Source organism: Stenotrophomonas sp. 1337 (assembly GCF_031455455.1).
GTDB lineage: Bacteria > Pseudomonadota > Gammaproteobacteria > Xanthomonadales > Xanthomonadaceae > Stenotrophomonas > Stenotrophomonas indicatrix.
The window spans coordinates 64,887-89,347 of record NZ_JAVDSR010000010.1; the positions used below are offsets into that span (position 1 = coordinate 64,887).

The 24,461-nt window shown below is 68.0% G+C and carries 22 protein-coding genes; 8 read left to right on the forward strand and 14 right to left on the reverse strand.

The genetic code is table 11. The annotated features are described in order from the left end of the window. Window positions 1-81: 81 nt before the first annotated feature. From J2X70_RS14520 to J2X70_RS14550, 7 genes are all read right to left on the reverse strand, one after another. The gene (locus J2X70_RS14520) at window positions 82-1,182 is read right to left on the reverse strand and encodes a hypothetical protein (protein WP_025878386.1); all 1,101 of its coding nucleotides are present in this window, start codon (window positions 1,180-1,182) and stop codon (window positions 82-84) included. After that, window positions 1,173-2,369 (reverse strand): hypothetical protein, encoded by a 1,197-nt coding sequence (locus tag J2X70_RS14525; protein WP_025878385.1) that lies wholly within the window; start codon window positions 2,367-2,369, stop codon window positions 1,173-1,175. Before J2X70_RS14525 ends, J2X70_RS14520 begins: the two co-directional genes overlap by 10 nt. 107 nt (window positions 2,370-2,476) lie before the next feature. Further along, complete coding sequence (locus tag J2X70_RS14530) at window positions 2,477-3,739, reverse strand: RNA polymerase sigma factor (protein WP_309910935.1); 1,263 nt, start codon at window positions 3,737-3,739, stop codon at window positions 2,477-2,479. A 45-nt stretch (window positions 3,740-3,784) separates the two neighbouring features. Further along, window positions 3,785-4,141 (reverse strand): DUF1428 domain-containing protein, encoded by a 357-nt coding sequence (locus J2X70_RS14535; protein WP_025878383.1) that lies wholly within the window; start codon window positions 4,139-4,141, stop codon window positions 3,785-3,787. 24 nt (window positions 4,142-4,165) lie between these two features. Then, window positions 4,166-4,576 carry a VOC family protein gene (locus J2X70_RS14540; RefSeq protein WP_025878382.1) on the reverse strand — a complete coding sequence of 137 codons (411 nt, stop codon included), beginning with the start codon at window positions 4,574-4,576 and terminating at the stop codon, window positions 4,166-4,168. A gap of 37 nt (window positions 4,577-4,613) precedes the next feature. Next, on the reverse strand, window positions 4,614-5,036 hold the full coding sequence (locus J2X70_RS14545; protein ID WP_025878381.1) for a VOC family protein: 423 nt from the start codon (window positions 5,034-5,036) through the stop codon (window positions 4,614-4,616). 39 nt (window positions 5,037-5,075) lie between these two features. Then, window positions 5,076-5,492 carry a YciI family protein gene (locus J2X70_RS14550; protein WP_032977081.1) on the reverse strand — a complete coding sequence of 139 codons (417 nt, stop codon included), beginning with the start codon at window positions 5,490-5,492 and terminating at the stop codon, window positions 5,076-5,078. A gap of 731 nt (window positions 5,493-6,223) precedes the next feature. Between J2X70_RS14550 and J2X70_RS14555 the strand changes: the two genes are divergently transcribed. Continuing rightward, window positions 6,224-6,631: a YciI family protein gene (locus tag J2X70_RS14555; protein ID WP_049464203.1), complete on the forward strand. Its 408-nt coding sequence runs from the start codon at window positions 6,224-6,226 to the stop codon at window positions 6,629-6,631. On the opposite strand, the gene J2X70_RS14560 is transcribed toward J2X70_RS14555, so the two are convergent. Further along, window positions 6,609-8,693, reverse strand: coding sequence for a gluconolaconase (locus tag J2X70_RS14560; RefSeq protein ID WP_309910938.1), 2,085 nt, complete (start codon window positions 8,691-8,693; stop codon window positions 6,609-6,611). The genes J2X70_RS14555 and J2X70_RS14560 overlap by 23 nt on opposite strands. A 150-nt stretch (window positions 8,694-8,843) precedes the next feature. Here J2X70_RS14560 and J2X70_RS14565 point away from each other — a divergent pair, with 150 nt between their 5' ends. After that, window positions 8,844-10,379, forward strand: a complete 1,536-nt coding sequence (locus J2X70_RS14565) for a hypothetical protein (RefSeq protein WP_309910940.1) — start codon at window positions 8,844-8,846, stop codon at window positions 10,377-10,379. Between the two features lie 7 nt (window positions 10,380-10,386). Here J2X70_RS14565 and J2X70_RS14570 read toward each other — a convergent pair whose 3' ends face one another. Continuing rightward, on the reverse strand, window positions 10,387-11,163 hold the full coding sequence (locus J2X70_RS14570) for a lytic transglycosylase domain-containing protein (protein ID WP_033830232.1): 777 nt from the start codon (window positions 11,161-11,163) through the stop codon (window positions 10,387-10,389). A gap of 809 nt (window positions 11,164-11,972) precedes the next feature. Beyond that, window positions 11,973-13,346, reverse strand: coding sequence for a D-serine/D-alanine/glycine transporter (cycA, locus tag J2X70_RS14575; RefSeq protein WP_080150650.1), 1,374 nt, complete (start codon window positions 13,344-13,346; stop codon window positions 11,973-11,975). Window positions 13,347-13,574: 228 nt separating this feature from the next. On the opposite strand from cycA, the gene J2X70_RS14580 reads away from it, so the two are divergent. Then, complete coding sequence (locus tag J2X70_RS14580; RefSeq protein WP_025879192.1) at window positions 13,575-15,194, forward strand: EAL domain-containing protein; 1,620 nt, start codon at window positions 13,575-13,577, stop codon at window positions 15,192-15,194. A 200-nt stretch (window positions 15,195-15,394) separates the two neighbouring features. Here the strand turns inward: J2X70_RS14580 and J2X70_RS14585 are convergent, their stop codons facing one another. Both J2X70_RS14585 and J2X70_RS14590 read right to left on the reverse strand, forming a co-directional pair. Continuing rightward, complete coding sequence (locus tag J2X70_RS14585; protein ID WP_025879193.1) at window positions 15,395-16,579, reverse strand: MFS transporter; 1,185 nt, start codon at window positions 16,577-16,579, stop codon at window positions 15,395-15,397. Then, window positions 16,576-17,754 carry a serine hydrolase domain-containing protein gene (locus J2X70_RS14590; protein WP_140228220.1) on the reverse strand — a complete coding sequence of 393 codons (1,179 nt, stop codon included), beginning with the start codon at window positions 17,752-17,754 and terminating at the stop codon, window positions 16,576-16,578. The genes J2X70_RS14585 and J2X70_RS14590 overlap by 4 nt, the downstream gene beginning before the upstream one ends. A gap of 228 nt (window positions 17,755-17,982) precedes the next feature. Between J2X70_RS14590 and J2X70_RS14595 the strand changes: the two genes are divergently transcribed. Together J2X70_RS14595 and J2X70_RS14600 are read left to right on the forward strand one after the other, a co-directional pair. Continuing rightward, the gene (locus tag J2X70_RS14595; RefSeq protein ID WP_140228221.1) at window positions 17,983-18,882 is read left to right on the forward strand and encodes a LysR family transcriptional regulator; all 900 of its coding nucleotides are present in this window, start codon (window positions 17,983-17,985) and stop codon (window positions 18,880-18,882) included. A gap of 166 nt (window positions 18,883-19,048) precedes the next feature. Beyond that, entirely contained in the window at window positions 19,049-20,656 is a 1,608-nt protein-coding gene (locus tag J2X70_RS14600; RefSeq protein WP_140228222.1) for an ATP-binding cassette domain-containing protein, read from the forward strand. Window positions 20,657-20,781: 125 nt separating this feature from the next. Here the strand turns inward: J2X70_RS14600 and J2X70_RS14605 are convergent, their stop codons facing one another. Continuing rightward, window positions 20,782-22,107, reverse strand: a complete 1,326-nt coding sequence (locus J2X70_RS14605) for a GTP-binding protein (RefSeq protein ID WP_301870231.1) — start codon at window positions 22,105-22,107, stop codon at window positions 20,782-20,784. 68 nt (window positions 22,108-22,175) lie between these two features. Between J2X70_RS14605 and J2X70_RS14610 the strand changes: the two genes are divergently transcribed. Next, window positions 22,176-22,553, forward strand: a complete 378-nt coding sequence (locus J2X70_RS14610) for a MerC domain-containing protein (protein WP_025879198.1) — start codon at window positions 22,176-22,178, stop codon at window positions 22,551-22,553. 76 nt (window positions 22,554-22,629) lie between these two features. On the opposite strand, the gene J2X70_RS14615 is transcribed toward J2X70_RS14610, so the two are convergent. Then, window positions 22,630-22,914 carry a metal/formaldehyde-sensitive transcriptional repressor gene (locus tag J2X70_RS14615; protein WP_032975559.1) on the reverse strand — a complete coding sequence of 95 codons (285 nt, stop codon included), beginning with the start codon at window positions 22,912-22,914 and terminating at the stop codon, window positions 22,630-22,632. 50 nt (window positions 22,915-22,964) lie between these two features. Between J2X70_RS14615 and dmeF the strand changes: the two genes are divergently transcribed. Further along, window positions 22,965-23,936 (forward strand): CDF family Co(II)/Ni(II) efflux transporter DmeF, encoded by a 972-nt coding sequence (gene dmeF / locus J2X70_RS14620; RefSeq protein WP_309910950.1) that lies wholly within the window; start codon window positions 22,965-22,967, stop codon window positions 23,934-23,936. A gap of 92 nt (window positions 23,937-24,028) precedes the next feature. Next, entirely contained in the window at window positions 24,029-24,445 is a 417-nt protein-coding gene (locus tag J2X70_RS14625; protein WP_025879201.1) for a hypothetical protein, read from the forward strand. Window positions 24,446-24,461 lie beyond the last annotated feature (16 nt).

The window sequence follows — 24,461 nt, forward strand, 5'->3', positions numbered from 1 at the left end:
GCAGCGGGTCAGTGCCGAGCACGCTCGGCACCCACCAGGGCCGGTAACGCCGGGCCATGCCCGGCGAGCGCAGCGGTAACGTCAGCGGACCGCCTTGACGTTCAGTTCGTTGATCATCTGCTGGGCGGCCTTTTCGGCAGCCAGCTGCAGTGCATTGGTGCGGGCGACGGTTTCGTTCGGGCCGGTACCGGAGAACTGCACCGGGCCCACCGACGACACGGTGCGCGGGAAGCGACCGGTCACGTCCAGCACCTTGCCGGTGACAGTGACGAACACGCGGGTGTTGCCGCTGGCCGGATCACGGTCGCGCATGCCAACGTCGAGCGTACCGACGGCGATGTACGGGATGTTCGCCGCGCGGATGCCGTTGGCGGTATCGCGCAGGGTGGCCGCGGAGAGATCGTTGCCGGTGCTGAAGTCCTTGCGGATGCGCTCGATGCTGAGCAGGCCGCGCGACTCGCCTTCCACGTATTCGGCTTCAACCACTTCGTAGCCGGCGGCGCTGAAGGCACCGGTCATGGCCGTGTTGACTTCGGCGGCGTTGGCCACCTTCCAGCTGATGTTGTCGCTGCGCGCGGTGGTGCTGCCGCCGCTGGTGACCGACACCGAACCGTTCTGGTTGATGCTGCCGTTGGTGCTGACCGAGTTGCCGCGGAAGCTGTCGCCCTCACGGGTGTTCTCGCTGTAGCTGCTGCTGGCGTCGACGCGGCGGTATTCCTTGTCCTGGAACGACTGCACGGTGTCCTGCGAGCGCGCCATGAACAGGAAGGTCAGCAGCGAGCGCTGTGCGGCGGTGGCACCGGCCACGGCCGAACCGGCATCCAGCTTGGTCTGCAGCAGGGTGGTGTTGATTTCGGCGCGGACGGTGACGCTGTAGGTCTTGGCCTTCTTGTCTTCGTTGTCCGACAGCTGCACGGCGCTGAGCACGTAGCGGTCGATTTCACCGAGGAACTCGGCGCGACGCGATTCGAACAGGCGCAGCTTGGCCGCACCGGATTCGGCGATGTACGCCTCCAGTGCATTGGCCTTGGCCTTGTTCAGGGCCTGCGCACGGGTATCGGCACTCAGGCGCAGGCTGTAGCTGGCCGAACCGGTACCGCGCGAGCTGGCGGTCTGCGCGGCGACCGGCGAGGCCACCGCCAGGGCGATGAGGATGAGCAGGATGGTACGCATCAACGACATGATTTGATCAACTCCTGGAGGGCTTGGGTCTGTTGCTGCAGCGGGCGTCCGCCGGGCTTCTGCTCGTCCAGCCAGGCGCGCGAGTCGGCGCGCTTGGCGGCGGCGCCGGCGAAGGCATCGAAGCCGGCCAGCAGGGTTTCGTAGCTGGCCGACCACTGGTCGACCTGCCACTGCGTGACCGGCACCACCTTGGTGGCGCCCTTGCGCAGCGGCTGTTCGAAGTACACCTTGCCGGAGAACGGCTCGGTGACCTTGGCGGTGAAGAACGCGCCGAACAGCATCGTCTTCATCGCCGGCGTTTCACTGATGACGCCGTTCTTCAGCGCATCCACTTGCAGGCTGATGACGTAGTCGGCCTCGGGGATCTTCAGCTGGTAGACCTTGCCGTCGGCAAAGCGCGCGGCCATGGCACCGCCGATCGCCTGGCCCGAGGCCGGCGGCAGCAGGCCGACACCGGTATTGGACGACAGCGTCTTGGACAGTTCGTGTGCCAGCGTGGCGCGCAGCGGACCGGCCCACTTCGGGTCGGGCAGCTTGGCCAGCGTGGCGTCGGACAAGGTCACCGCACCCACCTGCAGGCGACGCGTGGCCGCTTCCGGCAGCTTGGCCTGGGCCAGGGTGGTGGCCAGCACCTGCGACAGGCTGGTATCGGCACCGCCGTACAGCAGATCGGCGACGATCGCGTCGATATCGTCGCTGTCCGGGCGGTACTCCTGCACGTCGATGCGCTGCAGGGTAAGCGGATAGGAGGCGATCACCTGGCGCTCGCGGAAATCGAAGAACAGCGCCTGCAGTGCCACTTCCACCAGCACCTTGTACTGGTCGCCGATCGGTTCGACCGATACCAGCTCGCGGTCCAGCGCAGCGGCCAGCACCACGGCACTGGTGGTGCCGTCGAGCATCGCCACCGGCTGGTCGATCAGTTCCAGGTTGGCCGGCGCGCGGCGCTTGAGCGCCTGTGCCAGGGTCTGGTTGAGCGGAATCAGGCCACGCTTTTCCAGCACGGCATGCGCATGCGGGGTGGTCGCCTGTACGGCGGCGGCGTCAGCGGTATAGGCAAAGCCGGCCCAGTAGGCCTGCTGCGATTTGTCTGCGGCCTGGCTGGCCAACGGCCATACGGCCAGGCACAGGGCATAGGCAAGCAGGCGCGCAAAAGCGCGCGGTGCGCTCTTCGTCCTTGAAAACATCCAACCGCTCCTCGGTCACGACACACGAATGACAGGCGCGAACACGCCCGCTGGGCGCGAAACATAGCCGCTCCGGGGCAAACCGACAAGTGCTGACCTTGTCGGCTTCAATTTTCCTGCGGCAGGCCGGCCCGTTGCCGCAGCAGGGTCCGCTCTGCCTGGTTCTGGCTCAACGCCGCTGCCGAGGCGAATGCGCCACGCGCATCCTGCTCCCGCCCCAACTGCTGCAGCAGTTCGCCGCGCACCACCATCAGCGGTGCGTAGCCCTGCAGGCGTGGCTCATCCAGCAGCGGCTGCAACAGTGCCCATGCCGCGAACGCGCCTTCGCTGCGCGACACCGCCACCACCCGGTTCAATGCCACCACCGGCGATGGCATTACCTGCAGCAGCTGCGCATACAGTGCAGCGATGCGCGCCCAGTCGGTGTCTTCGGCACGCCGCGCACTGGCATGGCAGAAGGCGATCCGCGCCTGCAGCACATAGGGGTCATCGCCACCGCCCGCCGACACCGCACGCGCCAGTGCCTGCTGGCCGCGTTCGATCTGCAGCCAATCCCAGCGCGCCCGGTTCTGCTGGTCCAGCAGGATCGGCGCACCCTGCGCATCCACCCGTGCCGCCGCACGCGAGGCCTGCAGCTCCATCAGCGCCAACAGACCCAGTACCGGCGGCACCGGCATGCGATGGGCGAGGATGCGCGCCAGCCGCAGCGCCTCGGCGCACAGCGCCGGTCGCATCCAGTCGTCGCCCGCACTGGCTGCATAGCCTTCGTTGAACACCAGATAGATCGCCTCCAGCACCGAGGCCAGTCGCTCCGGCAATGCATCAGCACGCGGCACTTCGTAGGGGATCTGCTTCTGCGCCAACGTGCGCTTGGCACGCACGATGCGCTGGGCGATGGTCGGCTCCGGCTGCAGGAACGCGCGGGCGATCTCGGTCGTGGTCAGCCCGCCCAGCAGGCGCAGGCTCAGCGCTACCCGCGCGTCGGCAGGCAGGACTGGATGGCAGGCCACGAACATCAGCCGCAGCAGGTCATCGCCGATGTCGTCTTCCAGCGCCTGGCTGTCGTCCGGCGCGGGCAATGCGGCCGGATGCAGTTCCTCTCCCCATTGCGCATGCTGCTGCGCCACCCGACGGTGCTGGCGCAGCACATCGATGGCACGGTTGCGCGCGGTGGTCATCAGCCAGGCTCCAGGATTGTCCGGGATGCCCTGCGCCGGCCAACGCTCCAGCGCGGCCAGCCAGGTGTCCTGGGCCAGCTCTTCGGCACGACCGACATCGCCGCCGAGCAGGCGCGCCAGGCGCGCGATCAACACTGGCGATTCCATCCGCCAGAGGGTGTCCAGGCGCTGGCTCAGGGCGGGCTCGTGCATGCGCCGATCACAGCATGCGGGCCCGGCCCGCACAAGCGCCGGCGTTCACGCTTCCACGATCGGCTTGAAGCCGCCCCAGAACATGCGCTTGGTATCGAACGGCATGTCCTTCGGGCCGATATGCGCCAGCCGCGGGTCGGCCATCACCTTCTTGTTGATGCGGTCGCGCGCGGCACGCGTGCGGAACACCACGAAGGCCACGATCACCGTTTCGCCCGGCTTGAGCTTCACCGCCTGCGGGAACGAGGTCGATTTTCCGGGTTGCACGTCATCGGCCACGCATTCCATGTACTGCAGCGCGCCATGGTCCTTCCACACTGCGCCGGCCTGGCGGGCAAGGCGGCGATAGGCCGCCACCTTGTCCTGCGGGCACGGCAATACGTAAGCATCCACGTAAGCCATGGGGATTCTCCCTGCGGCGGCCGCTCAGCCCGGCTCGCCGTCCATGTGTGCGATTTCCCAGAGATGTCCATCCAGGTCCTGGAAGCCGCGCTGGTACATGAAGCCGTAGTCGCGCGCCGGCTGCGGTTCGCTGGCACCGGCGGCCAGCGCCTTGTCCACCATGGCGTCCACCGCCTTGCGGCTGTCAGCCGACAGGCAGGTGATCACCTCGGTCTGCGCATGCGCATCGGCGATGCCCTTGGTGGTGAACTGCTGGAAGAACGGCTTGACCAGCAGCATCACGAAGATGCTCTCGCTGACCACCATGCAGGCGGCGTTCTCGTCGGTGAAGGCCGGGTTGAAGCTGTAGCCCAGCGCGGCGAAGAACGCCTTGGCTTTTTCCAGATCCTGCACGGGCAGGTTGACGAAGATCATCTGCGGTTGCGGTGTACTCATCGGTGCGGTTCCCTGCGATGGATGGAGAAAAGGAAAATCAGGGCTGCTTCATGCAGTTGACCATCCACGGCTTGCCGTAGCGGTCGGTCAACATGCCCCAGCGGTGGGCCCAGAAGGTTTCGGCGATCGGCATCTGCACCTGGCCACCCTCGGCCAGCGCCGCGAAAACGCGCTCGGCTTCTTCGATGCTGTCCACGTCGACGTTGATGGTGGTCGAGCCACCCTCGCCGCCGCCGGGACCATCGGCTGCCATCAGGATCGCCGCGCCGATCTCCAGCTGGCTGTGGGCCACATGGTCGAGGGTGTCGGCCGGCATTTCATTGCAGCCCGGCGAGCCGTCGGACGGCGGCATGTCGCGGTACTTCATTTCCGACGTGACCTGGCCGCCAAGTGCCTTGGCATAGAACGCCATTGCGTCGTGGGCCTGGCCGCTGAAGCCGAGGAAGGGAATCAGTTTCATGGGAATGCTCCGTAGGATGGGATGAATGCGCGACCGTACTCAGGCACGGTCGAGCTGCTCACGCAGACGCTGTTCCTGCTGCTGTAATTCAGGGGTGAAGGCTTCGCCGAAGTCTTCGGCGGAGATCAACGGGCGCAGTTCGAGGGCACCGCCCGCGCCGAAGGGTGCACGGCTGGCCCATTCGGTGGCCTCGTCCAGCGAGCGCACGTCCCACAGCCAGAACCCGGCGATCTGCTCGCCGGCCGGGCCGAACGGGCCGCTCTCGACCCGGGGCGTACCACCACCGAAATGGACGCGCCGGCCGCGCTGGGTGGCATGCAGGCCTTCCCCGGCGAGCATGATGCCGGCGGCCACCAGTTGTTCGTTGTAGGCGCCCATGGTGGCCAGTTCCTGTTCGCTGGGCATGCGCCCGGCTTCGGAATCGGCGTTGGCTTTGACGATCACCATCACTTTCATTGCGGTCTCCGCTGGGCTGCGGGTGCGTGCCCTTCCCTCTTACAACGAACCAGGGGCGCGAGGATCGACACCGTCGTGCAAATTATTTTTCCTGCGGAGAGCGCGCCTTCGGCGGGGATCGGCAAACGGCGGGGCCCCTCCGTGGTGGGGTTGGTTGGTCGTGAAGAGCTGCATCTCTGTGGGTTGGCCGGGCGGGTGGGCTGCGCAGGGGACGCCGTGAATACGTCCCTGTAGGCTCGGGCGCGCCATCCATGGCGCTTACGCCCCTGCGCAACCCACCCGCCCAGCCCCAGACAGATTCCGGTGGCCGAACCACCACGGGAAGATCAAGAAAAAAGGCAGAAGCAACAGCAACAGCAACAGCAAAAGCGGTTGGCCGGCAGCCTTCGCTTTGCGAGCGAAGCGACCCGCGTTTGCCTTTTCCTGTGATTTCCCGTGGTGGACGCCGCAGGAACCTGTCCGTGGCCGGGCGGGTGGGTTGCGCAGGAGCGTAAGCGCCATGGATGGCGCGCCCGAGCCTACAAGGACGTATTCACGGCGTCCCCTGCGCAGCCCACTTGCCCGGCCAACCCGCAGAGATGCAGCTCTTCACGACCAACCCCACCACGGAGGGGCCCCGCCGTTCGCCGATCCCCGCCGAAGGCGCGCTTCCCGCTCTGCCTTTCGCAGTGCAGCATGCCCCCGCGCAAACCTGCGCGATCATGGACCCCCGCCCCCGCCAGGACTCCGCCATGCAGCAGTACCTGCTTCTGATCTACATCGACCCGTCACTGCTGCGCACACTGCCCATCGACGACTTCAATACGTTGATGCGCGACTGCCTCGCCCATGCCGACAAACTGCAGGCCGAAGGCACGTTGCTGGCCGCGCAGAAACTGCAGCCGATCGAATCGGCGCAGACCCTGCGCGTGCGCGATGGCCACAGCCGGGTACTCGATGGCCCCTTCGCCGAAACCCGCGAACTGCTGGCCGGCTTCAACCTGATCGTGGCCCGTGACCGCGATGAGGCCATGCGTATCGCCCAGGGCTTCCCGTGGGCGCGCTTCGGCAGCATCGAGGTGCGGCCGCTGGAAGACATGGACGCCGAGCGCGAACGCTGCGGCGCCCCGGCCGCGGCTATGGCAGCAGCCGTACCCTGATGTCGCGCGGGCCCACGCCTTCGTTGCCGCTGTAGTCGCGCGCACTGGCACGCACGATGTACTCGCCCGGCGGCAACGCCGCCGGCTGCCAGCGCCCGGTTTCCATCAGCCCATCGCGCACGGTGTTGGTCACCAGATAACGGAAGCGGGTGACCGCGCTGCCATGCACGGTGATGCCGCTGTCGGGTGCGTAAGCCACTTTCACCGCCTGCTTCTGCGGCGGCATGCGGTTGAAGACGATGTTCCAGCGCGGCTGCTCGTAGCCCTGCAGTGGCTGCCCGGCGGCATCGAGGATCTGGTAGCCCACCTGGTACGGCCCCAGCCGGCGACGCGGCAGGTTGTTGTCCACCTGGTCCCAGGCCTCCACCACGATCTGCACGCCGCGTCCCTGCCGGGCCAGCATCACCACGCCATCGCTGCCGGCGGCCATTGGCTGGTCGTTGTCGTCCAGCAGCGCCACATCGGTGATGCGCGGCGCGAAGTGGTCGGCATAGCCCTTGAACCCCAGCGCCACCGCATTGGTCTCGAAACCGCCATTACCCACGGCCAGGTGCACGTGCGCCTGGTTGTTGATGCTGCCCAGGCGGTCGCCGACGTGGATGCGTGTACCGCGGCGCACGCGGATGCGCTCCAGCGTGCCGTCTTCGGCGTACAGCGGCTGCCAGCGCGCGTCGAACGGTTCGCCGCGTGGCGTGCGACCGACGCGCATGTGGATGTATTTCAACCGGTCCACGGCCAGGCCCTCAGCCTGCCCACCGAGGCTCCAGGCGGCAATCGGGCTGCTGATCTTGCCCTCGGCGATCGCCAGTACGGTCTGGCCGACATCGCCGCGCACATCGAAGCCGCCGTGCAGGTGGTGGCGACTCTCACCCTGGAAGGTGCCGCGCACCTCGCCGAGCGTGCCCACCACTTCGTGCCAGCCATCCTGCGGTGCCAGTGGCCAGCGCCCGCCACTGTCCGGCAGCGCCGCATCCGAGGCCGGGCCCACCAGCGCCGGTGCGGGCAGTTCACCCACCGGCAACGGGCGCAGGCGATGCAGGCGATAAGCCGCGGAATCGGCCACCAGCAGGGTGCCGTCGGCCTCCACCGCCAGACCGCTGGGGCGCGCCAAGCGTGGCAGGCGGTCATTGCCCAGCAGTGCCAGCTGATGCCCCTGCGGGGTCACCTGCACGATGCGTCCATCCAGGTCACCCACGTACAGCACGCCGTCATGCGTGGTGGCCAGTGACAGCGGGCCATTGATGACCTCCCCGCGGCCAACGACGGTGCTGACCATGCCATCGGTGCCGACGCGACGCACTGCGTTGTTGAACAGATCGGCCACCAGCAGTGCGCCGTGCGCATCGAAGGCCAGCGCCACCGGCGTATCGAAACGAGCGTCAGCGCCAAGTGCATCGGCGAAGCCCGGGCGGTCGCCGCCGGCCAACGTACGCACGTTGCCATCGGTACCGATCACCCGGATGCGGTCATTCCAGGTATCAGCCACATAGACCTGTCCCTGCGCATCCACGGCGATGCCCATCGGCCCATCGAAGCGCGCCTGCGCGGCAGGACCATCGGCGAAGCCTTGCTGGCCACCGGCCAGCGTCGTCACCTGTCCATCGGTACTGACGCGCCGGATCGCGTGATTGCCGGTGTCGGCCACATACAGGTTGCCCTGCGCATCGGCGGCAATACCCGAAGGCGTGTTGAAACTTGCCTGCAGGGCAGGCCCATCAACACGACCCTCGCCCTGCCCCGCTACCGTTTCAATAAGGCCATCGGGCAGACGCCGGCGAATGCGGTTGTTGTCACCGGCATCGGTGAAGTAGACGCTGCCATCGGCACTGCCCAGCAGCGCGTAGGGGTCGGCAAAGCGTGCCTGCGCCGAGGCGCCATCGCGATCACCCGGATGACCGTCGCCGGCCAGCAGCTCGATCTGTGCGGTCCACGCCAGCGGCGTCGGTGAAGGGCCAGCCGGCACCTGCGGGCCGGAGGCGGGGAATTCCCACCAGGTTGCCGCCAGGGCCACCGCTGTTGCCACCACCACCGCACCCACCGCCATCCCTTGCCACCGCGCCATCGTTCCGTTTGCCTGTGCTTGCATGAAGAGCCACGCACGATAATGGCTGCGTCCGCGCAGCGCCATGGCCGATGGTCAGGGCCCTTTCACAGCGCTTGTCCTGCGCTGCCACAGCAGGTTCAATGTCCGCTCCATGGACGGAGGCCCACCATGCCCCGCTGTACCCCACTCTTCGCGCTGCTGTTTGCCGCGCTGACCAGCACGACCGCCTCGGCGAACGTGCCGCGGACGCCCACCTCTCCGTCGCAATCTCCGTCCGATGCAGCGATGGATGCTTCGCATGCTGCGTACGCGCAGCAGTGGGATACAGCCATCGAGCAGTCCCGCAGCGGCAATACACTGGCCGCGCTGATCGCCATGGAACGGCTGATGGACAGCCCGCTGCTGGCCGATTTCGATGCTGCGCGCCGCGGCCGCGCCGCGCAGATTGCCGGCTGGACGGCGGCCATGCAGAAGCAACCCGCGCTGGCACGGCGCTATCTGCAGCAGGCGCTGCTGGCGTTGCCGGGTGATGCAAGCATTCTGACCACGCTGGTCTCGCTGGATCTCAACGATGACCAACCCGCAGCGGCACTCGAGCATCTGACACAGGCGCTGGCGCGTGCCGACAGCCCGCTGGCAATCGACCGCCATACCGTCAGCTACCTGCAGTACCACCTGCGCGAGCAGCCCGCGCAACGCATGGCGCTGCTGCAGGCGCTGTTCGACAACGGCTGGAAGATCGCAGGCACCGAACCCACCGGGCTGTGGCTGGATCTGGCCACGCTGCAGGCCGACAACGGTCGCGGCGATGCCATCCCGACCACGCTGGCACGCATCGACACTCCGGCCGAACTGATCCGCTTGCGCAGCGACAAGCGCTTCGACCGCTACGTGGATCGCCACGATGCACGCTTCGATCCGGTAAAGGCAGCGCAGGCCCATCTGGACACCCTGCGTGTATCGGGCCTGCTCGATGGTGACCTCGATGCACGCCTGGTGGATTTCAGCAGCACGCTGCTGATGCTGGACCGCAACGAGGAAGTCCTGGCACTGACCGATGATCTGGCCGAGGCCGTCGCGCAAGGACAGGCGCCGTCCGCCGCCAAAGCGGAGTGGTTGGCGTGGCTGCTCAACAGCCGCGTCGCGGCGCTGCGCCGCCTGGGGCGCACCGATGAAGTGCCGGAGACGGCAAAGCTCGCCGCGCGCATCGGCGCGCTTGGGCCGGATGGCCTGGAACACCAGATGAACGTCGCCTTCGTGCTCAGCTCACTGGGCAAGGCGCAGGAAGCAGGCGCCGCGATGGCCACGTTGAGCGATCTGAGCGGCTATGGCCAGGCCGCACAGGCAGTGATCCAATTCGCCGCTGCCCGCCAGCGCGGTGATGCCGCCGCTGCCGCCGCAGCACGTGCGGTCATCGTCGACCAGCGCCAGGACGCGCGCCTGTTCCATCGCGAGATGCTGCTGGAAGAAGGTGATCTGGATGGGGCCGCAGCCGTGCTGATCGAGCAGTTGCGCTCGCCGCTGGAGCGCAGCGATGCGCTGGCCAGCCTGCAGGACATGCGCGTGTATCCCTCGTTGCCGGGCGATGTACGCATCGATGCCGCGTGGCGCGAGCTCAAGCAGCGTGCCGACGTGCAGGCCGAAGTCTCGCGCGTCGGTCGCATCGAGCGCTACGACCTGGTGGGCAGCGCCACATCGCGCTGAGCACCGGCTACTTCGCCGGCACTTCGATACGGATGCCCATCGCTTCGCGGTAGCGCGTATACAGGGCCATCACCTTGTCCACGTAGGCCAGGGTTTCGGCATACGGTGGCACGCCCTTGTAGCGCGCCACCGCACCGATGCCGGCGTTGTAGGCCGCCGCTGCCAGCGGACGGTCGCCGTTGTAGCGACGCAGCAGCGCGCGCATATAGCGGGCGCCGCCGTCGATGGACTGCTGCGGCGAGAACGGGTCGCGCACGCCGTATTCCAGCGCGGTGTCCGGCATCAGCTGCATCACGCCCTGCGCGCCCTTGCTGGACACCGCCAGCGCGTCGAAATTGCTTTCGGCGTGGGCGATCGCCCGCAACCAGGCATCGTCCACGCCGGTGGCCTTGGCCGCCGCCTTGAACTGTTTTGCGTGCTGGGCCAGCTGGGGCTTGCCGACCTTGCCCAGGCCTTCATGCGCCGGTTCGCCCGGCGGTGTGGCTACAGTGAACTTCAGGAACACCCGCGAGCCGGGCAGGTTGCGGGTGGAATAGACAAGCTTGCCGTCCTGCTCGCGCTCGTACAGCACGCCACTGAACACGCCCATGTTGCCCCACAGGTTGGGGGTCTGCACGGCGCTGTCCTCGATCTCCTTCGGCGTGCAGCGCGAGCCGGGCTCCGGTGCGGTGGCCAGGCTGACGGTGTTGCCCTGCACGCAGCGGTAGACCGTGCGCGCAGCGGCCAGCCCTGGCCACAGGCCAGACAGCAGCAACAGCGCGACGAGGGCGGGACGGAGGGACATGGCGGCGGGATGATCCGGCCGCGGCCGCTAACACTGAGTGAATGGGGGGTTCGGCCGGGCGGCGCCCGGCACCCGCAGAAGCAACGGCCGCAGCAACAGCCGAAGCAACAGCAGAAGCTGGCTTCCTGAAGGTAGGCGGGGTGGGTCCGGTTGCGGGGGACGCCGTGAATACGTCCATGTAGGCTCGGTCGCCGCATCCATGCGGCTCACGCCCCCGCAACCGGACCCACCCCGCCTTCGACAGATTTCCGCGATCTGGGAACGGTGTTCTGTGCTGCTGTTGGTGGGTGTCGACCATGCGGCTGTTGATGGGTGTCGACCACGCGGCTTCTGGTGGGTGTCGACCTTGGTCGACACGTGTAGATCCACGCCATGCGTGGATGGGACTCGCCGAGGCCGCTCGATCTGTTGGCGAGGGTCTTGCTGACTACTGCGCCATCTCCCGCGGCGGCTGAAGGATGTCGACCATGCGGCTGTTGGTGGGTGTCGACCTTGGTCGACACGTAGATCCACGCCATGCGTGGATGGGACTCGCCGAGGCCGCTCGATCTGTTGGCGAGGGTCTTGCTGACTACTGCGCCATCTCCCGCGGCTGTTGGTGGGTGTCGACCTTGGTCGACACGTAGATCCACGCCATGCGTGGATGGGACTCACCGGGGCCGTTGGATCTGTTGGCGAGGGTGTTGCTGACTACTGCGCCATCTCATGCGGCTGTCGGTGGGTGTCGACCTTGGTCGACACGTAGATCCGCGCCATGCGTGGAGGGGACTCACCGGGGCCGTTGGATCTGTTGGCGAGGGTCTTGCTGACTATCTCGCCATCTTCCGCCGCAGCCAATAACCGGCGCCCAGCAGCACGAACCACGCTGGGCTGGCGATCAGCGCCTGGCGGGTGTCGGCCTGCAGGCTCAGCAGTACCAGCACGGCGGCGAAGAACAGCAGGCAGGCCCAGCACATCGCCACGCCGCCGGGCATCTTGAAGATCGAGGCCGCGTGGCGCTCGGGGTAGCGGCGGCGGTAGACCATGTAGGCCACCAGGATCAGCGACCAGACGAAGATGAACAACACCGTCGCCAGGGTCGTCACCAGGGTGAAGGCGGTCACCAGGTTGGGGATCAGGTAGATCAGCAGGGTGCCGCCCAGCAGGCACAGGCAGGAAAACAGCAGGCCCCGTGCCGGCACTGCAGCGCGCGAGAGCTTGGACAGGCCACGTGGCGCGTGGCCTTCCTCGGCCAGGCCATACAGCATGCGGCTGGTGGAGAAGATGCCGCTGTTGGCCGAGGACGTGGCCGAGGTCAGCACCACGAAGTTGATCAGGCTGGCGGCGGCGGGAATGCCGGCCAGCACGAACAGCTGCACGAACGGGCTCTTGTCCGGCACCACCTGGCGCCATGGGGTCACCGCCATGATCGCGATCAGCGCCAGCACGTAGAAGATGATGATGCGCACGGGGATCGAGTTGATCGCCTTGGGCAGGTTGCGCTCGGGGTCAGCCGTTTCCGCAGCGGTGGTGCCCACCAGCTCGATGCCGACGAAGGCGAACACCGCGATCTGGAAACCGGCGAAGAAACCCACCAGGCCCATCGGGAACATGCCGCCGTCATTCCACAGGTTCGACAGCGATGCGGTGTGGCCGCTGGGCGAAGTGAAGCCCCACGCCACCAGTCCAGCACCGGTGATGATCAGCGCGCAGATCGCCACGATCTTGATCAGCGCGAACCAGAACTCCATTTCGCCGAACAGCTTCACCGTCACCAGGTTCAACGACAGCAGCAGCATCACGCAGGCCAGCGCCGGTTTCCACGCTTCCAGTCCCGGGAACCAGAACTGCGCATAGGCGGCGATGGCGATCACGTCGGCGATGGCGGTGACGATCCAGCAGAACCAGTACGTCCACCCGCAGAAGAACCCGGCCCATGGGCCAAGCAGATCGGTGGAGAAATCGATGAAGGATTTGTACTGCAGGTTGGATAGCAGCAACTCGCCCATCGCCCGCATCACGAAGAACAGCATCGCGCCGATGATCAGGTAGACGAACACGATGGACGGGCCGGCCAGGCTGATGGTCTTGCCCGAACCCATGAACAGGCCGGTGCCGATGGCACCGCCGATGGCGATCAGTTGCAGGTGGCGGTTGGACAGGCTGCGGCGCAGGTGCTCGGGGGGCGTGGCGGGCTCGGTCATGGGCGCGGGAAGGGGCGGGTGAAGCGTTCGACGTTAGTCCTCCCGCTGCCACAACGCCAGCGCCGGACGGCCCAGGGCCGTCAGCAAGTGTCACTTTCACCACAATGTGACCCGTTACCGCCTTTGTCCCATTCCGCCCAGCCCTGCGCCGTGTTCATATACCGCCATCGCCCAAGGACCGGCCCCGCCCATGTGCCCAGCCCTGCACACCTCTCTGGAGCCCCGGTCATGAGCCGACTGCGGGTCATCATCGGCGGCACCGTCCTGGCCGTGCTGGCCGCTGCAGTGCCGATCGCGGTCATGGTCTATGCCACCTGGGACCGTGCCGTAAGTGTCGAACAGCAGCGGCTGCATGCCATCGCCGAGCGCAGCCTGCGCCGTACCGAAGTGTCCTACCAGGAAGCACTGGCGGCATTGAAGTCGGCCGAGGCCACTGTGCTGCCGCCCTGCGGGGCCGAACACATCCAGCGCATGCAGACCCTGGTGATGACCACGCCGTCGTCGGACCAGATGGGCTACTTCGAGGGCGGCAAGCTGCGCTGCACGTCGTGGGGGCCGTTCCAGCAGGATGTGGACCAGCCCACGCCGGACCACGTCACCAGCGATGGTGCCGGCATCACCGTCAACGTGCGCCCCGAGGCGGCTGGCCGGCGGCCGATGCTGTCCATGATGTACGGGTCCTATGACGTGCTGGTCGACCCTCGGCGCTTCGTCGACGTCATCGTCGATCCGGACGTGCGGCTGGCCCTGGCAAGTCCGGATGGACGGCTGCTGACCCAGCAGGATGGCATGGACCCGGCCCTGCTGCAGCGCCTGCTGCGTGAGCCCGGCGAAGGCCTGGACCGCGACACCCTGTATGCCAGCGCGCGCAGCGGTGAATGGCTGGCGATCGCCACGGCGCCGCGCACCGCGCTGGCGGCCACGTTCCGGCAGCAGGCGTGGCTGTTCGTGCCCTTGGGCCTGCTGATGGCCGCCGCCGGTGCCGGGCTGGTGATCTGGCTGTCGCGACGACGGCTGTCGATGCGCGGCGAACTGGGCATCGCCATCCGCCGCCGCGAACTCTACCTGCACTACCAGCCCATCATCGAACTGGACACCGGCATCTGCGTCGGCGCCGAAGCGCTGGTGCGCTGGCAGCGCCCCGACGGCACGCAGGTGCGTCCGGACCTGTTCATTCCCTTGGCAGAAGAAGCCGGGATGATCGCCGCCATCACCGACCTGGTGATCGAGAACGTGGTTGCCGACATGCGTGAGCTGCTGGCCGAGGATCGCAGTGCACACATCGCGATCAACCTGGCGGCCGAGGACATCAGCAGCGGACGGGCGCTGAAGGTGATCTCGCAGCGCATGGCCGGCAGCGGCATCCTGCCGCAGCAGATCTGGCTGGAGGCCACCGAACATGGCTTCCTCGACATCGACCGTGCCCGCACCATGCTGGCCGCGGCGCGGCGCGCGGGCCACAGCGTGGCCATCGATGATTTCGGCGTCGGCTATTCCAGCCTGCAGTACCTGCAGCAGCTGCCGCTGGATGCGCTGAAGATCGACAAGTCCTTCGTCGATGCGATCGGCACCGAAAGCGCGACCAGCCCGGTCACGCCGCACATCATCGGCATGGCCCGCGAGCTGGGCCTGTGGGTGGTGGCCGAAGGTGTGGAAACCGAAGCGCAGCTGGCCTACCTGCACAGCCAACACGTGCAGTTCGGCCAAGGCTGGTTGTTCTCGCGGCCGTTGCCGCGCGATGAGTTCATCGCCTTTCACCGCAAGCGCCAGCAGCAGTACGGCGCGGCGCGGGAGCACATGCAGAATCCGCGCAGCGTGCCGTTCGAGCGCGAGCAGGCAGGGGAGTAACCGGCGAACGGCGCCGCCCCTCGTGGTGGGTCGCTAAGAGCGGTTCGTGGGCTGGCCGGGCGGGACAGATCTCTGCGGCGTTCCACCACGTAAATAGAGAAGAGAAAAGCAACAGCGGGTCGCTGCGCTCGCGCGCTGTTGAGCTTCGGCCGGGGTAGTGCCGGCCGCTGGCCGGCAACCCCGTCACCCTCGATCGACGCCTACGTCCAGGCCTTCGGCCGCGCCCAGACCCAAAGGCCGCACACCACCAGCAGCAGCAACGGCAGCCAGGCCAGGTGCTGGGCGCCGCTGGCCTGCAGCATCAGGCCGCCGCCGACGCCGCCGGCGGCGATGGCCAGGTTCCAGCCGGTCACCAGCATCGACTGCGCAAGGTCGGCGGCGGCACCGGCGCGGCGCGCCAGGGCGGTCTGGAACAGGGTGGGTACCGCACCGAACGCGACGCCCCACAGGATCGTCACCAGCAGCAGCACGCCCGGCACGCCTGGCCACAGCAGCAGCGAAGCCACCGCCATCACGAAGCCGATCACGCTGGCCCACACCAGCGCGCGCAGGTGGCGGTCCACGCCCCAGCCGGCGATGGCGATGCCCACGATCGCGGCGATGCCGAATGCCAGCAGCAGCCGGTCCAGCCACGCCCCGGCGCCGGCCTGCACCGCCAGCGGCTCGATGTAGGTGTACAGCACGTTGTGCGCCAGCACGTACAGCACCATCACCAGCAGCGTGCTGCGGATGCCGGGCATGCGCCAGACCGAACCCAGCGACATGCGCCGGCCTGCACCGGCCGCCGGCAACGCGGGCAGCGCCCATCGGGCGTAGCCAAGCAGCAGCACCGCCAGCACGCTCATCAACGCGAACGCCCAGCGCCACCCGATCTGCTGGCCCAGCAAGGTGCCGGCCGGCACTCCCAACGACAACGCCAGCGGCGAGCCGATCATCGCCACCGCGATCGCCCTTCCCTGCAGTTCCGGCACCACCATGCGCGCGGCATAGCCGGCCACCAGCGACCACAGCAGGCCCGCGCCCACACCCGCCAGGAAGCGCGCCACCAGGGTCAGCACGTAGTCGTGGCTCAGCGCGGTTACGGTGTTGACCACCATGAAGCCGGCAATCGCCGCCAGCAGCAGCGGACGGCGTGGCAGGCGCTGGGTCAGCGCGGTCATCGGCAACGCAGCCAGCACCGAGCCCAGTGCATACACGCTCACCAGCTGCCCTGCGGCCGCGTCGCTGACGCCGAGGCTCTCGCCCATCGGCCGCAGCACGCCCGCTGGCAGCGTTTCGGTCAGCAGAGTGATGAAGCCACCACCGGCCAGTGCCAGCAGCCCGCGCCACGGCAAGCGCGTTGCTTCACCCGCCGGAGCCGCTGCATCGATTGCGTGGCCGCTCATCGCACCGTCTCCAGATCGGCGTACACCGCATCGCGCAGTTCATCGACAAACGCGCCATGCATGCCTTCGTACAGCGTGTTGGTCAGCGCGACCACGCTCAGGCCACGCGCCGGGTCCACGAACCAGCTGTGGCCGTAAGCACCGCCCCAACGCCATGTCCCTGCGGTCTGCGGTGTGCCGCTGGCCGCTGCATCACGCAGCACCGCAAAGCCGAGGCCGAATCCCCAACCCGGCGGATCAACCGGTCCCAGCTCGCCGACCTGCGGGGTTCCCATCTGTGCAACCACGCTGTCCGGCAGCAGCTGCGAGGCGCGCACATCGCGCAACGCTTCCAGCACGGCCATCACCTCATCGGCACTGCCCACCAGCCCCGCGCCTGCCGACGGATAGCGGTGTGAGTCGGTCGCCCGCGCCACGCTGTATTCGATGCCCACCGAGCCCTCGAACGCAGGCACCACCTCGCCCTCCCGCAACCGATGCGGCTGCGGCATGTCACTGACATACGGCGTGGCCAGACGACTACCCTCGGCGGTGGCGAACGCGGTGTCGCGCAGGCCCAGCGGCTGCGCCAGCAGCCGGTCGAACAACACCTGCAACCTTTCGCCGGTGGCCGCTTCAGCCACGGCGCCCGCCACATCCACGCCCAGCGAGTACAGCCACTGGCTGCCCGGCGCGAACAACAGCGGCGCCTGCGCGATACGCTGCACGTTCTGCTGCAGCGTCACCGGGTTCGCGTCCATGCCATCGCTCACACCCGCCTGCGCATAGGGCCCCTGGGCATCGGCTTCCAGGAAGCGGTAGCCCAGCCCACTGCTGTGGCTGAGCAGCTGGCGCAGGCTGATCGGCGGGCGGCTGCCATCGGCGAGTGCCGGGCGGAACGCCGGCAACCAGCGCTGCACCGGCGCGTCCAGGTCCAGCACCCCGTCTGCTACCAGGCGCAGGATCACCGTGGTCAGCAGCGGCTTGCTCACCGAGGCCAGCCGGAACAGGTGGTCGCGGCGCATCGGCGTGTTCGATTCACGGTCGGCCAGGCCACTGGCGCTGGCGTGGCGCAGCACGCCGTGCTCGCGCACCAGTACCACCGCACCGACCAGGCGCTGCGGATGCACGGTCCGCAGCAGTGCGCTCACCGCGGGCAGCGCCGGTGCGGTATCAACAGGAAGGGCGAGTGTCATCGGGGTGATCCGTGGGGAGAGGCCCGCCACGGTAGGCAGCTCCGGCGCCGGCACAAAGCGGGGCGGGGCTCCGTGCATCATGGACCGCAAGGTCCGCAATCGGCATGATGCCCGGAACCATTGGGCCGCACCGCCCCGCCAGGCCCGCGCACCGCAGTGTTGCGCGGGCCACGTCAGCGGGCCGGACTGCCGCGCCCTACCCTGCCCACTTTCGCAGCGACCTTCCCCATGTCCGTCCTCGACAACCTGGCCAACCTGCAGACCTTCGTCCACGCCGCGGACACCCGCAGCTTCGTCGACACCGGCCGCATGCAGGGCATCTCCGCCTCGGCCGCCGGCAAGTGCGTGGCCCGGCTTGAACACGCACTCGGCGTGCGCCTGTTCCACCGCAGCACGCGCAGCATCACCCTCACGGCCGAGGGCCAGCTGTTCCTGGCACGCTGCCGCCGCATCCTCGACGAACGCGATGCCGCACGCACCGAACTGGCCCAGCAACATGCAACCCCCAGCGGCACCCTGCGCATCAGCCTGCCGCTGGTGGGCGACCTGACCCTGCCGCTGATGGCCGAATTCATGGCGGCCTACCCGGACATCCGGCTGGAGCTGGATTTCTGCGATCGCCTGGTCGATGTCATCGAGGAAGGCTTCGACGCCGTGCTGCGCGTTGGCGAGCCCAGCGATTCACGCCTCACCGCACGCCGCCTCGGTGTGTTCCCACGCCGCGTGGTTGCATCGCCGGCGTACCTGCGACGGCATGGCGTTCCACGCACGCCGGGCGACCTGCTGCAGCACCGCCTGCTGCACTACCGCTTCCCCAGCACCGGCAAGCTCGAGCCATGGCCGATCCTCTGGCCCGAAGGCGAAACGGCACAGGATCTGCCGGTGCACCTGGTCGCCAACACCATCGAAGCGCGGGTGGCACTGGCGCTGCGCGACGGGGGCCTGGCGTTCGTGCCGGTGCATTCGGTGCGCGATGCACTGGCCGATGGCCGGCTGGTCACCGTGCTTGAAGAGCACGTGCATTCCTGCGGCATCTTCCACCTGCTGTGGCCCTCCGGCCGCCACGTGCTGCCGAAGCTGCGGGTGTTCATCGAATTTGTCGGCGCGCGGCTGGATACGGTGCCCTGACCCAGGGCCACGGCCGCGACCATTCAGCTCGCGGCGCTATACTGCCCGCTCATTCCCCACCGAGGCTCGCGACCAATGCGCCAGTGATGCCGCCGTCTTCGCACTAGACGGCCCGACTCTTCCCGCCCCTGCGCGCAGGGGAGAACCAGGCATCCATGGAGGTCGCATGACTTCGCATTCGCTCACGCTCGATCGCGTGTCGTATCGGTTGGCCGATGGCCGACCGTTGTTTTCCGATCTGTCCTTTTCCTTCGAACCGGTGGCCACCGGGCTGGTCGGCGCCAATGGCGCCGGCAAGAGCGTGCTCGCGCGCCTGCTCGCCGGCCAGCTGTCACCCGACGATGGCCGCGTGCACCGCAGTGGCCAGGTGTTCCTGTTGCCTACGCCGGGCTATCCGCCGCGTGGCACGGTGGGTGAACTGGCCGGCGTCGGCGCCGAACTGGCGGCACTGGCACGCATCGAAGCAGGCAGCATCGATGAAGCCGATTTCGCCTGCGTGGGCGACCACTGGGACCTGCGCGAACGCCTGCAGCAGCAGTGGCAGGCGATGCAGCTGCCGGCCGACCTTGATCCGGCGCAGCCCGCCTCCCGGCTCAGTGGCGGCCAGGCGATGCAGGTGGCGCTGTCCGGTGCGTGGGCCAGCGGCGCGGACTGGCTGATCCTCGACGAGCCAAGCAATCATCTCGACGCCCGGCATCGCCACCAGCTGTACGTACAGCTGCAGCAGTGGCAGGGCGGCCTGCTGGCCATCAGCCACGACCGTGGCCTGCTCGCGCAGATGGCGCAGATCGTCGAACTGGACGCGCACGGCCTGCATCGTTACGGCGGACCGTGGCAGCACTATGCCGACACACGCGCCGCCGAACGCGAGGCCGCCGCCGCGCAGCTGGAGCATGCCCGTGCCCAGCACCGGCAGCAGCAACGCAGCGCGCGCGAACAGAACGAGCGCCAGCAGCAGCGGCAGGCACGTGGCAACCGCGAAGCGCGCGAGGCCAACCAGGCACCGATCCTGCTCGGTCGGCAGAAGCAGCGCGCCGAAGCCAGCCACGGCCGTGCGCAGCAGATCCAGAGCGACCGCCTGCAGGCCAGCGCAGCGCAGGTGCGTGCCGCCGCTGCGGCAGTACATGTGACGCCAGAACTGGCGTTGTTCAGTGGCGAGAGCGAGCGTGGCCAGGCCCGGCTGCTGCAGGCGCACGATCTGGTGCTGCCGCATGGCTGCAACGCGGCGCTGCAGCTGGAGATCAGGCGCGGCCAGCGCATCGCCGTCGTGGGCGACAACGGCAGCGGCAAGTCGACGCTGCTGCGCGTGCTGGCCGGGCAGCTGGCGGCGCGCAGCGGTCAGGTGCAGCGGCATGCGCCGCTGGCCCTGCTCGACCAGCAACTGCTGGGGCTTGCAGGTGAGCAGAGCATTCTCGATGCCGTGCGCGCTGCGAATCCCGCGGCCGATGCGGGTGAACTGCGTACGCGTCTTGCCCTGCTGGGCCTGGATGCGCAGCGCGTCCAACGCCCGGCCAGCAGCCTCAGCGATGGCGAGCGGGTGAAGGGTGCGCTGGCCAGCGTGCTGTACGCCGATCCTGCCCCGCAGCTGCTGTTGCTGGACGAGCCGGGCAACGCGCTGGACCTTGCCGCGCTGCAGGCGCTGGAAGAACTGCTGGCGGCGTGGCCGGGCGCGTTGCTGATGGTCAGCCATGACACCCACCTGCTGCAGGCCCTGCGGCCAACGCAGGTGCTGCAGGTCGGTGATGCAGGTTGGCGGTGGCGCGATGCGTTATAGGGCCGAGCAGGTGCTCGGCTCCTGCAGGCATTCATCCACGCATGGCGTGGATCTACTGCCAGCCTCTCATCCACGCATGGCGTGGATCTACTGCCAGCCTCTCATCCACGCGTGGCGCAGACGCATCAACGCTTCCACACCGGGAACGCCTGCGGCATCTGCTGCCACAGCAAGGGCCCGGCCTGCAGCTCGGTGTCGTTGAGCAGGCACGCATCCAGGGCCGACCGCACCACACGCTCGTCCATGTGCACGCCGATCACCACCAGCTCCTGCCGGCGGTCACCCCACAGCGGATGCCACAGGCGTGCCATCGCCGAGTGCGCGGCCGCGTCCGGGAATTCCCGTACGTCCGGCAGCGGCGCGCTCCAGCAGTCGGCCTGCTGCCGGGCCCAGCCCAGATCGCTGTAAGGCAGCGGTGTTGGCGGCAGCAGCGGCGTGGTGTCCTCCTGGCCGGCGCGCACCCGCTCGCGCGCCGCGTACCAGAAGCCCGCCGCCTGGGTGCGTGTGGCCGCGCCCACACTGTTCAACTCACCCACCCAGTCCATGCGGTTGGCCAGCCAGAACCAGCCCTTGCTGCGGATCACCCCGGGCATGCCGTGCTGCAATGTGCGCGCGAAACGGGCGGGATGGAACGGCCGCCGTGAGCGATAGACAAAGCTGCCGATGCCGTACTCCTCGGTTTCCGGCGTGTGCTCGCCACGCAGTTCCTTCACCCAACCGGGGGCCTGCTGCGCGCGCTCGAAATCGAAGCGGCCGGTATCCAGCAGCTCGGCAAGCGGGACATCGCCGAAGCGGGACAGCAGCAGCTTCGCGTCGCGGTTCAAGCCGCGCAGCACGGCCAGCGTGTCCTGCAGCACTTCGTCGTCCACCTGGTCCACCTTGCTGACCACGATCACATCGGCGAACTCCACCTGCTCGCACAGCAGGTCGACCACGCCACGATCATCATCCGGCCCCGCCTGCTGGCCACGCTCGGCCAGGCGCAGTGTCGAACCGAAATCGGCCAGGAAGGCACTGCCATCCACCACCGTCACCATCGTGTCCAGCCGTGCGATATCGCTCAGGCTGAAGCCGTGTTCGTCGCGCACCGCGAAGGTCGCCGCCACCGGCATCGGCTCGCCGATCCCGGTCGATTCGATCAGCAGATAGTCGTAGCGGCCGCTGTCGGCCAGGCGCCGCACCTCCTGCAGCAGATCGTCGCGCAGCGTGCAGCAGATGCAGCCGTTGCTGAACTCCACCAGCGTCTCTTCGGTGCGACGCAGTTCGGCGCCGCCATCGCGCACCAACTGCGCATCGATGTTGACCTCGCTCATGTCGTTGACGATCACCGCCACCCGCAGGCCATCGCGGTTGCGCAGGATCTGGTTGAGCAGGGTGGTCTTGCCGGCACCGAGGAAGCCGGAGAGCACGGTGACCGGAAGGCGGCGGTCGGCGCGGGAAACAGTGTTCATGTCGGAGCGGGCTGGCTGCGGAATGGAAATGTTACTGTATAACAATTGTCGCGCAAGGAACTCCCCGCATGAAGTCGCCCTCTGCCGCCCTGCTTGATGCCGGCGCCGTCGCCCTGTCCAGCCTGTGCCTGCTGCATTGCCTGGCCCTGCCCCTGCTGGCGGCCGCGCTGCCGCTGTTCGGCGTCTGGGCCGAAGCGGAGTGGGTGCACCTGGTCTTCGTCGCCATCGCGCTGCCGATGACCGGCTTTGCCCTGTGGCGCGCCGAACGCCGCCAGCCGCTGCCTGCGCTGGCATGGCTGAGCGCGGGCATGGGCCTGGCACTGTTGATGGCCGGGGCGCTGGCACTGCCCTCGCACGCCTGGGAGACCCCGCTGACGGTCACCGGCAGCCTGCTGCTGGCCGCCACGCACCTGTGGAACGCGCAGCACCGGCACCGCAGAAGCTAGTGCCGGCCGCTGGCCGACAACTGCAGGCATCGTCCGCAGGTCATGAGGTTGCCGGCCAGCGGCCGGCACTACCCAGCTATTTGCCGTAACGCCGCAGCAGTTCCACCAGTACCTCGGCTTCGGCCGCCCGTTGCGCCGGGTCGTCCGCGCCCACCACGTGTTCCTGCAGATGCTCGTGCAGCAGTTCCATCAGCAGGCTGTGGGCAGCGCCACGCACGGCCGCCACCTGCACCAGCACATCGGCGCAGTCGCCTGCCTCGCCCTCGGGCGTGTTCAATGCCTGTTCCAGCGCTGCCACCTGCCCGCCGATGCGACGCACCCGGGTCAGCAGCTGCTTTCGATTTCTGTGTACATGGGCCATTCCGGGATCATATACCCTATGGGGGTATCCACCCAGGCCTGACCGCCGCCATGCACCTGGACGCCCTCGCCGCCGCCCGTCGCCACGAGCACCGCTTCGACGACGGCAATCCGCTGGCCGAACGCAACACCCGCCGCGCGATGTGGCTCACCGTCAGCATGATGCTGGTGGAGATCGTCGGTGGCTGGTGGTTCAACTCCATGGCCGTGCTGGCCGACGGCTGGCACATGAGCTCGCACGCGCTGGCACTGGGCCTGTCGGTGTTCGCCTACCGCTGCGCACGGCGCTATGCGCACGATCCGCGCTTCGCCTTCGGCACCTGGAAGATCGAGATCCTGGCCGGCTATACCAGCGCCATCGCCCTGCTCGGCGTCGCCGCGCTGATGGCCGTGCAATCGCTGGAACGCCTGTGGGTGCCCGCGCCCATCCACTACAACGAAGCCATCGCCATCGCCGCGGTCGGCCTGGGTGTGAACCTGCTGTGCGCATGGTGGCTGCATGACAGTCCCGGCCACGCCCACCACCACCATGGACACGGGCACGACCATCATCATGGGCATGACCACGATCACGACCACGACCATTCCCACGGCCACGACCTCAACCTGCGGTCGGCCTACGTGCACGTGCTGGCCGACGCCGCCACCTCGGTGCTGGCCATCGTCGCCCTGCTGGGCGGCAAGCTGCTCGGCCTGACCTGGCTGGATCCGGTGATGGGCCTGGTCGGCGCGGTGCTGGTCACCGTCTGGGCAATCGGCCTGCTGCGCGACAGCGGCCGCATCCTGCTCGACGCGCAGATGGATGCGCCGGTGGTGGCCGAGGTACGCGAAGTGATCGAGCAGGGACCGTGGCCGGCACGCCTGGCCGACCTGCACGTGTGGCAGGTGGGGCGCGGCAAGTACGCCGTCGCCGCCAGCGTGGTCACCAGTGATGCCACGCTCGATCCGGACACCGTGCGCCAGGCGCTGGCGATCCACGAGGAACTGGTGCATGTCACCGTGGAGATCCACCGCAGCGCGTGACGCCAGCAGGGCGACGGTTCTTGCCGAAAATCTGTACCGGCCACGGCTGCGTGCTGCCTACACTGGCCGCACCTGCCCCGTCGGGACATCCCATGCGCACGCTCCGCCTGCTGCTGCCCGGTGCCCTCCTGCTGCTGGTGGCCTGTTCCGGCGATACCCAGCTGCCGTTCTCCTCCGACCCGATGCTCGGCTGCTTTGCCACCAGCCCGCGCAAGTCCGCCGAGTTCCGCATCGAAAAGGAAGCAAGCCAGTACTTCGTCTCGTTCGAACGCGATGGCCACTGGCAGCGCGAACCCAATGCGCTGTACAAGGCCAGCCGCAGCGACATCCAGCAGTACTTCCGCGATGACGCCGACCAGATCGACAGCGCGCTGATCCGGATGGCCGGCGGCTTCGGCATCTTCCGCGTCAAGGACGGCGCCACGCTGAAGGCCCGGGCACGCGACAGCGACTACATGGCGCTGCTGCTGATCGGCGCCGGGCCGGTGTATGCGGTGAAGTGCCAGTAGCGGCCACATTGCAATT

Excerpts from the sequence above, each read along its gene's own strand:
- J2X70_RS14520 (WP_025878386.1), bottom strand. The coding sequence starts at position 1,182 with ATGTCGTTGATGCGTACCATCCTGCTCATCCTCATCGCCCTGGCGGTG.
- J2X70_RS14525 (WP_025878385.1), bottom strand. The coding sequence starts at position 2,369 with ATGTTTTCAAGGACGAAGAGCGCACCGCGCGCTTTTGCGCGCCTGCTT.
- J2X70_RS14530 (WP_309910935.1), bottom strand. The coding sequence starts at position 3,739 with ATGCACGAGCCCGCCCTGAGCCAGCGCCTGGACACCCTCTGGCGGATG.
- J2X70_RS14535 (WP_025878383.1), bottom strand. The coding sequence starts at position 4,141 with ATGGCTTACGTGGATGCTTACGTATTGCCGTGCCCGCAGGACAAGGTG.
- J2X70_RS14540 (WP_025878382.1), bottom strand. The coding sequence starts at position 4,576 with ATGAGTACACCGCAACCGCAGATGATCTTCGTCAACCTGCCCGTGCAG.
- J2X70_RS14545 (WP_025878381.1), bottom strand. The coding sequence starts at position 5,036 with ATGAAACTGATTCCCTTCCTCGGCTTCAGCGGCCAGGCCCACGACGCA.
- J2X70_RS14550 (WP_032977081.1), bottom strand. The coding sequence starts at position 5,492 with ATGAAAGTGATGGTGATCGTCAAAGCCAACGCCGATTCCGAAGCCGGG.
- J2X70_RS14555 (WP_049464203.1), top strand. The coding sequence starts at position 6,224 with ATGCAGCAGTACCTGCTTCTGATCTACATCGACCCGTCACTGCTGCGC.
- J2X70_RS14560 (WP_309910938.1), bottom strand. The coding sequence starts at position 8,693 with ATGGCGCGGTGGCAAGGGATGGCGGTGGGTGCGGTGGTGGTGGCAACA.
- J2X70_RS14565 (WP_309910940.1), top strand. The coding sequence starts at position 8,844 with ATGCCCCGCTGTACCCCACTCTTCGCGCTGCTGTTTGCCGCGCTGACC.
- J2X70_RS14570 (WP_033830232.1), bottom strand. The coding sequence starts at position 11,163 with ATGTCCCTCCGTCCCGCCCTCGTCGCGCTGTTGCTGCTGTCTGGCCTG.
- cycA (WP_080150650.1), bottom strand. The coding sequence starts at position 13,346 with ATGACCGAGCCCGCCACGCCCCCCGAGCACCTGCGCCGCAGCCTGTCC.
- J2X70_RS14580 (WP_025879192.1), top strand. The coding sequence starts at position 13,575 with ATGAGCCGACTGCGGGTCATCATCGGCGGCACCGTCCTGGCCGTGCTG.
- J2X70_RS14585 (WP_025879193.1), bottom strand. The coding sequence starts at position 16,579 with ATGAGCGGCCACGCAATCGATGCAGCGGCTCCGGCGGGTGAAGCAACG.
- J2X70_RS14590 (WP_140228220.1), bottom strand. The coding sequence starts at position 17,754 with ATGACACTCGCCCTTCCTGTTGATACCGCACCGGCGCTGCCCGCGGTG.
- J2X70_RS14595 (WP_140228221.1), top strand. The coding sequence starts at position 17,983 with ATGTCCGTCCTCGACAACCTGGCCAACCTGCAGACCTTCGTCCACGCC.
- J2X70_RS14600 (WP_140228222.1), top strand. The coding sequence starts at position 19,049 with ATGACTTCGCATTCGCTCACGCTCGATCGCGTGTCGTATCGGTTGGCC.
- J2X70_RS14605 (WP_301870231.1), bottom strand. The coding sequence starts at position 22,107 with ATGAACACTGTTTCCCGCGCCGACCGCCGCCTTCCGGTCACCGTGCTC.
- J2X70_RS14610 (WP_025879198.1), top strand. The coding sequence starts at position 22,176 with ATGAAGTCGCCCTCTGCCGCCCTGCTTGATGCCGGCGCCGTCGCCCTG.
- J2X70_RS14615 (WP_032975559.1), bottom strand. The coding sequence starts at position 22,914 with ATGGCCCATGTACACAGAAATCGAAAGCAGCTGCTGACCCGGGTGCGT.
- dmeF (WP_309910950.1), top strand. The coding sequence starts at position 22,965 with ATGCACCTGGACGCCCTCGCCGCCGCCCGTCGCCACGAGCACCGCTTC.
- J2X70_RS14625 (WP_025879201.1), top strand. The coding sequence starts at position 24,029 with ATGCGCACGCTCCGCCTGCTGCTGCCCGGTGCCCTCCTGCTGCTGGTG.